This is a genomic window from Corynebacterium sp., assembly GCF_022712275.1.
Taxonomy (GTDB): Bacteria; Actinomycetota; Actinomycetes; order Mycobacteriales; family Mycobacteriaceae; genus Corynebacterium.
This window is the reverse complement of record NZ_JALAGU010000044.1, coordinates 23,711-31,604: the sequence shown is the minus strand read 5'-3', so window position 1 is coordinate 31,604 and position 7,894 is coordinate 23,711. Positions and strand designations below refer to the sequence as shown.

Below are 7,894 nucleotides of genomic sequence, written 5' to 3'. Positions count from 1 at the left end.
TCACGCCCGGTCCCTTTCCGAACCCGGAAGCTAAGCCTGCCTGCGCCGATGGTACTGCACCTGGGAGGGTGTGGGAGAGTAGGACGCCGCCGGCATTCATCGTGATATTGAGGAGTGGGAGAACGATCTTCGGATTGTTCTTCCACTCTTCTTTTTTGTGCGTGTGTCGGGGGTCGGGTCTGGTCGGTCATCTTGTGGGGTGGTCGGCCGGGCCCGGCCCCTTTTTTTGTGTACCCGGATGGTGCCTGGGGGGTGTGGGGTTGTGTGGGCGTGGTGCGGAGCGGGGTCGGTGTCCGTCAGAACTCGTCATGGATCGGGAGAACCCGGTAGTTCGTCGGATCTGTACCGGGTTGTGGTGTGGCGGTCGATCGACCGCGCCTCCTGACCGCGGTGGTGTTGGCCGCAGTGGGCCGAACGTGGAGGTGTGGGCGGTCAGCTCGTGTACGAGCTCGCGAAGTGATGCGGTTCGCCGCTCAGGGGATCAGTGAAGGACAGTTCCCGGGCGGTCAGGCCCATGGGGCGGGAGAAGTCCTCATCTTCGACCGCCGGCACGTAGGGCAGGGGAGCGGTCTGGTCGTACAGTGCCCGGTCTGAGATGTCGGAGTATATCGGGTCGTCCAGGATCGGCGTCCCGAACAACCTCATGTTCACCCGCAACTGGTGGGTGCGGCCTGTATGGGGCTGCAGCGTCCACACCAGCTTCGAGTCATCTCTGTCGTGGGAACGGATCCCGATGACAGCGGTATCACTGTTGGCGTTCCCCTCGGCGACGTAGGTCGCGAGATGCCCGCGGTCCTTGAGCAGTCGGTGGCGTAGGACCCACGGTTCAGCAACGCCCGGTGCAGGCAGCGTTGACGCAGGGCTACCGAAGTGCAGCGCACCAGCGGGAACGTCCACCCGCGACAGGTCATTCCATTCCGGAGGACGCCGCGTCACCGCCTCATAGGTCTTCTGTACGAGCCGGCGCTCAAAGAGCTGCTGGTACGCGCCGCGGACCTCGCGACGCACCGTAAACAGCAGGATGCCCCGCGTCAGACGGTCAAGACGGTGCACCGGAGACAGATCGTCGACGCCGAACTGGCGCCGTGCGCGCACGACCGCCGTTTCCGTGATGTGCCGACCACGGGGCAGTGTCGACATGAACGGTGGCTTGTCGGCGACGAGGATGTTCTCGTCCCGGTACAGGAGGTGCATCTCACCGGGCACCGGACGTTCCGGGGCAGGACGGCGGTAGAACCAGATGAAGGTGCCCCCGGCCACCGTGTCCGCCGGCTGAAGTACCGTGCCGTCGTCGAGCCGGACCTCCCCGCGACGGAAGCGCTCGTACAACGCAGTCTCGTCGTCCGTGGGGTCGTGGTGGTGCTGGGTCTCGATGAGATGGCGAACCGCCGCCGCAGCTGCCGTCGCCGACTCCACCCTCACCCGGGAGGGGTTGAGGCCGTCTACTACTGGTAGCGGAGGGTTTCGCAGGATAAGCTCCTCAGTTATGGATTTGAACTTGATTATCGCACTGGTCAACCAGTTCATGGGCACCAGCATCGGCGGCTCCGTGGTCGGCTCGGCCCAGACCGCCTTCGGCTTCTTCTTCCCCGCCAACTCCCCTGCCATTTCCTGACGGGAACACGAGGTCAACCAACCCACCCGCGGATCAGTGCTGGTCACTGCACCCTCCGGGTGGGTCACTTCCGGTTTACCCCATTGCGGGGGTGAGGATGCGTCCCATTTGTGACCGAAAAGGGGGATACTAGGGGGTGCCGGGAAGTAAAACCCACGAAGACAAGGATGGAACCCATGTCGGACACCAAGATCACCGCTGACAATGCGATCGTCGTCGCCGTCGACGGCTCCGAGGCCAGTGCCACCGCCGTGGCCTGGGCTGCGAACGCCGCCACCAAGCGTGGAGCTTCGCTGAAGCTCGTCACCGCCTACACCATGCCCCAGTTCATGTACGCCGACGGCATGGTTCCGCCGCAGGAACTCTACGACGAGCTTGAGGCGGAGGCGCTGGAGAAGATCAACAACGCCCGCGAGCAGGTCGCAGCGTTCAACCCTGATCTCGTGGTCGGCCACATCATCGTCGAGGGCACCCCCATCGACATGCTCCTCGAGCTCTCCGAGAGCGCTGACATCATCGTCATGGGTTCCCGTGGCCTCGGCGGACTGTCCGGCCTGGTCCTCGGCTCGGTGTCTTCGGCCGTCGTCTCGCACGCCGCCTGCCCGGTCGTCGTCATCCGCAAGGACAACAACGTCACCACCGACACCAAGTACGGCCCCGTCTCCGTCGGTGTGGACGGCTCCGAGATCTCCCGCAAGGCCCTCGAGTACGCCTTCCGTGAGGCGGACGCCCGCAAGGCCCCGCTCCGTGCCGTCCACAGCTGGGCGGACCAGGAACTTCAGACCAGCCTGGTCGGCCTCAGTGCCATGCAGAGCCAGATCGACGCGATCGCCGCACAGGAGCGCGAGATGCTCTCCAAGGAGCTCGCCCCGTTCCGCGAGGAGTACCCGGACGTCGAGATCGAGGAGGTTCTTTCCCGTGACCGTCCGATCCAGGTGCTGAAGGACGCCGCCGAGGGCTCCCAGCTCCTCGTGCTGGGTTCCCACGGTCGCGGTGGATTCCGCGGCATGCTCCTCGGCTCCACCTCGCGTGCTCTGCTGCAGTACGCTCCGTGCCCGATGATGGTCGTCCGCCCGAACTCCCGCTAGGAGGACCGGGAGGACGCCCTCCTCACACCGGCACCCGGAGGCCTCACCTCGCCCGCAAGCCACATATGGACTGTTCTGTCTGTCGTGTAGGCTTGTCCGGGAAAGGTGGGGCCTTTCCGGTCCCCCACCCCGCTGAGATCCAGGAGAAATACTGATGACGAACTCCGCTCCGACGACCAAGGACGGCGACGGTACCCCGGTCTCCGCCGCAGGTACGTCGGCACGGAAGTCATCCTCCCGCAGTTCCGCGAAGTCCGCGTCCTCCCGTCGGCGAAACCGCCCGGGCCCGCGCCAGCGGCTGTTGGAGAGCGCCACGCAGCTGTTCACCACCGAGGGCATCCGTGTCATCGGCATTGACCGGATCCTGCGGGACGCCGACGTCGCGAAGGCCAGTCTCTATTCCCTTTTCGGGTCGAAGGACAACCTCGTCGTCGCCTATATCGAGGAGCTCGACCAGGACTGGCGTCGTCGCTGGGAGGAGATGTGCGCCGACCGTCCGAAGCCGGAGGACCGCATTCTCGCCTTCTTCGACATGGCCATCGCAGATGAGCCGCAGGAGAACTTCCGCGGCTCCCACTTCCAGAATGCGGCGAGTGAGTACCCGCGTCCGGACACCGACAGCGAGCACCGTATCCGCCAGGCTGCACTGGAGCACCGCCGGTGGTGTCGTGACACGATGGCGGACCTGCTGACCGAGAAGTTCGGTTACGCCTCCCGCACTCTCGCCGACCAGCTCATCGTCTTTCTCGACGGTGGTATCGCCGGGTCGAAGATGAGCCGCACCGTCTCTCCCCTGGAGACCGCCCGTGAACTGGCGAAGCAGCTGCTCTACACGGCACCGATGATGTACAGCATCTGACTTACTGAGCCCCGGTCAGTCGATCCGGTGTCGGCCACCGGGGCCCTCGTCCGGATCCTCCACTGTCTCCACTGCCTCCGTAGTTTCCTCGACGGGGGCAGTCTCCGTTGTCTCCTCCCCGAACGCCGCGTCCTCGACAGGCGCAGCGTCCTCGTCGTCTTCCGCAGGTGCCCCGGCCGGCAGGTCCTTCGACTTCTTCGCGACCCGCAGCTGCTTACGCCGTGCCCCGACGTCCCTGCGGTGGGCGAGGAACTCCTCCGAGTACGGCGCCTTCCGGTCCATGACCAACTGGAGCGCCACGTTCTGGGCGATCGTCCACAGGTTGTTCATCACCCAGTAGCACATGATCGCCACGGGGGCCGGGCCGGCGAGACCGAAGGCCAGCGGGAAGATGAGCATCACCGGTACCAGGAGGATCATGAACTTGAACAGGCCACGGGCGACGGCACTGTCCTCGTCCAGGGTCATCCAGTTCCGCTTGAGTGAGTACGCCATATTCGAGGTCGTCAGCACCGACGCGATGAGACACAGCGGCAGTGCGATGTGGAAGACCTCGGAGGAGGAGGTCCCGAGGAACTCGAACCGCTCATCGGTCATCACCGAGTACGCGGGCAGCGGCACACCGAAGACCTCGGCCTGCAGGAACTGTCCCACATCTGTACCGTTCAGGGCGCCGATGCTCTGGTGGGTGCCGTTCTCCAGGTCGGTCGGCCGCGAGACGGTCAGCAGAATCCGGTACAGGCCGAGGAAGAAGGGGATCTGGATCAGCGACGGGATACAGCCGTCACGCATCCGGTAGCCGCCGTCCTGCTGCAGCTTCTTGCGCTTCCCCATCTTCTCGCGGATCTTGTCGCGGTCCTTCACCCCCCTGTACTCGACCTCGAGTGCGTGCATCGCCGGGCGCAGGTTGATCAGCATCCGGGACGAGTAGAGCGCCCGGTACGCGAACGGCAGGAGGATCAGGCGCACCGTCACCACCAGAAGAACGATCGTCAGCGGCCATGATGAGATGGCGTCCATGCCCAGCCAGGTGAGGAAGACATGCCACGCCTTCATGACCAGGGATACGGGGTACTCGATGAGCTGCACGCTACGAGGATACCTTTGCCGTCTGTACTTCCCCTGCGTCCCCGGCCCGAAGCCCCTGGACTCCCCCTGCGTACCCAGGACAGGCTACGGTATGTCCCATGCATACAGTGTCGGGCCCGGGGACGGGAGTCTTCCGCGGTTCCCCGGTGATCAGGGGGTCGCTGGGACTCGCTCTCGCACTGCTCCTCGTGGTCACCGTGTGGGCCGCGGCGGGCCGGGAGGACGATTCCCTCACCCTCGTGGTCGTCCTGGTCGTCCCTTTCTCTGTCGTCGCGGCCAGTGGCCTGATGCGGCCGTTCCCGGTCGAGTCGCCGCACCGCTACGGCTGGCTGGCCGTCCTCACGCTGCTCTGGATCGCCCTGGCGTCACAGGAGGCCACCGCGTCCTATCTGGCCCTCGTCCTGTTCGTCCTCTATCTTCTGCTGCTGCCCGCGCCCTGGGGGGCGGTCGCGACCGGCGTGGTCACCGCGTTGGCGGTGATGCTCTCTGCGGCGGTCGCCGGCCCGAGCACCGGTGCGATCCTCGGGCCGGTCCTGTCCGGTGTCGCGGCGATCGCCATCGCGATGGTCGTGCGGAGCATGTCCGCGGTCAGTGAGAGTCGCCGCCAGCTCATCGACGAGTTGGTGCGGACCCGTGGCCTGCTCGCCGAGTCGGAGCGTCAGGCGGGCATCATCACCGAGCGCGAGCGTCTGGCCCACGAGATCCATGACACGGTCGCCCAGGGGCTCTCCAGTATCCAGATGCTGCTCCACGCCGCCGAACGCGACATTCCCGAGGAGTCGACCGCCCTGGACCGGGTGCACCTTGCCCGCTCCACGGCTGCCCGCAGCCTCCGGGAGACCCGGGCGATCATCGCCGCCCTGCAGCCCGACGATCTCCAGGAGGGATCACTCCCGGAGGCACTGCGTCGGCTGGCGGCGTCCGCGGGCAGTGACGACCTCGACCTCAGTGTCGACATCGAGGACGCCACGAGCGGGCGTGGTGACGGCCCAGACCTGCCGATGCGGGTGGAGGCGGGGCTGCTGCGTATCGCGCAGTCCGCGGTGTCCAATGTCCGCCAGCACTCCGGGGCCGACAGGGCGCGGATCACGCTGACGGTGGAGCCGGGGTCAGTGCGTCTCGACATCGTCGACGACGGCTGTGGGTTCGACTGGGACGCGGTGGACAACAGTGCCGCCGAGCGCGCCGGGGAGGGCCACATCGGCCTGTCGGCGATGGCCCACCGGGCTCGGAGCCTCGGCGGGACGCTGGAGATCGAGTCGACACCGGACGGCGGGACAGCCGTCGTGGTGAGCGTGCCGCGCGGAACCGTGGTGAGTGAAGATACAGGAGAATCAGAATGATCAGGGTACTTCTCGCCGATGACCACGCTATTGTCCGAATGGGGCTGCGTGCCGTTCTCGACAGTGAAGAGGACATCACCATTATCGGTGAGGCGGACACCGCCGATGACGCGGTCCGTGCCGTGGAGAATGCCGGCCCGGACATTGACGTGGTGCTCATGGATCTGCGCTTCGGCCCCGGACAGTCCGGTCGGGAACTGGAGACCGGGGCAACTGCCACCGCCCGTATCCGGGAACTCCCGGATCCACCGAATGTGCTCGTGGTCACGAATTACGATACCGATGTCGACATTCTCGGGGCCATTGAGGCCGGTGCGGTGGGTTATCTCCTCAAGGACGCCCCACCGGCGGAACTCATTTCCGCGGTCCGTGCTGCGGCGACCGGGGCGACGGCAATGTCCGGGTCGGTGGCGACCCGTCTGATGCACCGGGAAGAGGAACCGGCGAATGCGCTGACCAGCCGGGAACTCGAGGTTCTCCAGTTGGTCGCGGACGGGCGGAGTAACCGTGAAATAGGTGCCGCCCTGTTTCTTTCCGAGGCGACGGTGAAATCGCATCTCGTGCACATCAACACGAAACTCGGCGTCCGCTCCCGTACCTCTGCAGTGGCGGCGGCCCGGGAAGCGGGAATGCTCTGACCTGCCGGGAAGCGGCGGTCTATCAGTCGTCGATCAGCGGTCGGAGGGGTTGGCCTGCTCGTAGGCGGAGATGATCTCGTGGGAGATCTGGCCGCGGGCGGACACGGTGTGCCCGTTGTCGCGGGCCCACTCGCGGATACGCTTGTTGCGGCTCGGGTCGGACTTCGGAGCAGCGGAACCGGTGGCGCGGGAGCGGTTGGAACGGGTCTTCGCGACCTTGGTGGCGACCTTGAGGTACGGCTCCAGATCAACGGCGAACTTGAGTGCGTTGTCCTCGGACAGGTCCAGGGTGTAATCCGAACCGGCGTAGGAGAACTCGACGACGTTCACGGCGTCCGCGCTGAGGGCGGTACCGTCCAGATCGTCGAAGAACTGGGTGACTTCACGACGTGCCATGGTGATAATCCTTTACTCGTTCATGCAGATGGACGCTGATGGATGCTGATGGATGCTGATGCTTCTGGTGAGCGAGTGTAACCCATATAGAACGGGCCGCGCGAATATCTGCCCTGTCAATTCGCTGAATGTCGACGCGGGAAAACTAACGTCGGCACTGTTGACGTGAATTATGCGGCGTCGAGCCTGGCGTCCAGGAGATCAAGTTCCGTGGACACAGCGGCGAACTCGGCTTCGGAGGACGCGGATTTCAGCCTCGTCTCCAGCGTCCGCAGCTTTCCGTTGATTTCCTTCTCCACGGAATCCGGGACATTGGTCGCACCGGCACGGTTACGCAGATCCGCGATACGTGCGCGCTGGACAGCGTCATGCCCCGGGGCGGTGGCGCCGGCGCCGAAACCGCCGAGCAGCGAAGAGATGCCCTGACCGGACGGGGTGGACCCCAGCTTCGCGACGGCACGGTAGGCCAGCGGTGCGGCGACCGGGATCACCACGCGGGCGGCACTCACCCAGCCGAGCACCTTACCTGCGGTGACGCGCTTGGACTTGGCCTGCGCGACCAGGGCCTTCGCAGACTCGAGATCCTTCTTGTCCTGTCGCTTCGCGGCCTTGTCGTCGATGGCGCGGATCTTCCCGGCAGTCTTCTGCAGGTACTTTTCCCGGGCCTTGTCCGCTTTTGCGGTGGCCTTCGCCGTCTCTTTCGCCTGGACCTTCGCCGCCTTGTACGCCGCCTTCTTCTCGTGGCGCCTACGGCGGATAGAACTGACAACTCCCATGTGAAAGGTCTCCTGTACCTGCTGTGGAACGTACTGCGGTGCCGACCGGTGACCGCGTGTGTTTCTGGTGGACCACTCTAGCCAATAGGA

At 65.3% G+C, this 7,894-nt stretch carries 9 protein-coding genes and 1 rRNA gene; 6 read left to right on the top strand and 4 right to left on the bottom strand.

What is annotated here, in order from left to right; genetic code table 11:
• Positions 1-95, top strand: a 5S ribosomal RNA gene (gene rrf / locus Q0A27_RS10275); the annotation flags it as partial.
• Positions 96-432: 337 nt separating this feature from the next.
• On the opposite strand, the gene Q0A27_RS10270 is transcribed toward rrf, so the two are convergent.
• Entirely contained in the window at positions 433-1,422 is a 990-nt protein-coding gene (locus tag Q0A27_RS10270) for a pseudouridine synthase (RefSeq protein ID WP_291475166.1), read from the bottom strand.
• A gap of 64 nt (positions 1,423-1,486) precedes the next feature.
• On the opposite strand from Q0A27_RS10270, the gene Q0A27_RS10265 reads away from it, so the two are divergent.
• The 3 genes from Q0A27_RS10265 (at position 1,487) to Q0A27_RS10255 (ending at position 3,562) form a co-directional block, all read left to right on the top strand.
• The gene (locus Q0A27_RS10265; protein ID WP_291475165.1) at positions 1,487-1,615 is read left to right on the top strand and encodes a hypothetical protein; all 129 of its coding nucleotides are present in this window, start codon (positions 1,487-1,489) and stop codon (positions 1,613-1,615) included.
• A gap of 176 nt (positions 1,616-1,791) precedes the next feature.
• Positions 1,792-2,703, top strand: coding sequence for a universal stress protein (locus Q0A27_RS10260; protein ID WP_291475163.1), 912 nt, complete (start codon positions 1,792-1,794; stop codon positions 2,701-2,703).
• Positions 2,704-2,857: 154 nt separating this feature from the next.
• Positions 2,858-3,562: a TetR/AcrR family transcriptional regulator gene (locus Q0A27_RS10255; RefSeq protein ID WP_291475161.1), complete on the top strand. Its 705-nt coding sequence runs from the start codon at positions 2,858-2,860 to the stop codon at positions 3,560-3,562.
• 15 nt (positions 3,563-3,577) lie between these two features.
• Here the strand turns inward: Q0A27_RS10255 and yidC are convergent, their stop codons facing one another.
• A complete protein-coding gene (gene yidC / locus Q0A27_RS10250; RefSeq protein ID WP_291475158.1) occupies positions 3,578-4,651 on the bottom strand; it encodes a membrane protein insertase YidC in 1,074 nt (357 codons plus the stop codon).
• A 98-nt stretch (positions 4,652-4,749) separates the two neighbouring features.
• Between yidC and Q0A27_RS10245 the strand changes: the two genes are divergently transcribed.
• Both Q0A27_RS10245 and Q0A27_RS10240 read left to right on the top strand, forming a co-directional pair.
• Entirely contained in the window at positions 4,750-5,994 is a 1,245-nt protein-coding gene (locus Q0A27_RS10245; RefSeq protein ID WP_291475156.1) for a sensor histidine kinase, read from the top strand.
• The gene (locus tag Q0A27_RS10240; protein ID WP_291475154.1) at positions 5,991-6,632 is read left to right on the top strand and encodes a response regulator transcription factor; all 642 of its coding nucleotides are present in this window, start codon (positions 5,991-5,993) and stop codon (positions 6,630-6,632) included. The genes Q0A27_RS10245 and Q0A27_RS10240 overlap by 4 nt, the downstream gene beginning before the upstream one ends.
• 33 nt (positions 6,633-6,665) lie before the next feature.
• Here Q0A27_RS10240 and Q0A27_RS10235 read toward each other — a convergent pair whose 3' ends face one another.
• Positions 6,666-7,028: an Lsr2 family protein gene (locus Q0A27_RS10235; RefSeq protein ID WP_291475152.1), complete on the bottom strand. Its 363-nt coding sequence runs from the start codon at positions 7,026-7,028 to the stop codon at positions 6,666-6,668.
• Between the two features lie 170 nt (positions 7,029-7,198).
• Complete coding sequence (locus tag Q0A27_RS10230) at positions 7,199-7,804, bottom strand: DUF6474 family protein (RefSeq protein ID WP_291475150.1); 606 nt, start codon at positions 7,802-7,804, stop codon at positions 7,199-7,201.
• Positions 7,805-7,894 lie beyond the last annotated feature (90 nt).

Bases quoted from the DNA above. Each gene is read 5' to 3' on its own strand.
- Q0A27_RS10265 (WP_291475165.1), top strand. From the start codon at position 1,487: ATGGATTTGAACTTGATTATCGCACTGGTCAACCAGTTCATGGGCACC.
- Q0A27_RS10260 (WP_291475163.1), top strand. From the start codon at position 1,792: ATGTCGGACACCAAGATCACCGCTGACAATGCGATCGTCGTCGCCGTC.
- Q0A27_RS10255 (WP_291475161.1), top strand. From the start codon at position 2,858: ATGACGAACTCCGCTCCGACGACCAAGGACGGCGACGGTACCCCGGTC.
- Q0A27_RS10245 (WP_291475156.1), top strand. From the start codon at position 4,750: ATGCATACAGTGTCGGGCCCGGGGACGGGAGTCTTCCGCGGTTCCCCG.
- Q0A27_RS10240 (WP_291475154.1), top strand. From the start codon at position 5,991: ATGATCAGGGTACTTCTCGCCGATGACCACGCTATTGTCCGAATGGGG.
- Q0A27_RS10235 (WP_291475152.1), bottom strand. From the start codon at position 7,028: ATGGCACGTCGTGAAGTCACCCAGTTCTTCGACGATCTGGACGGTACC.
- Q0A27_RS10230 (WP_291475150.1), bottom strand. From the start codon at position 7,804: ATGGGAGTTGTCAGTTCTATCCGCCGTAGGCGCCACGAGAAGAAGGCG.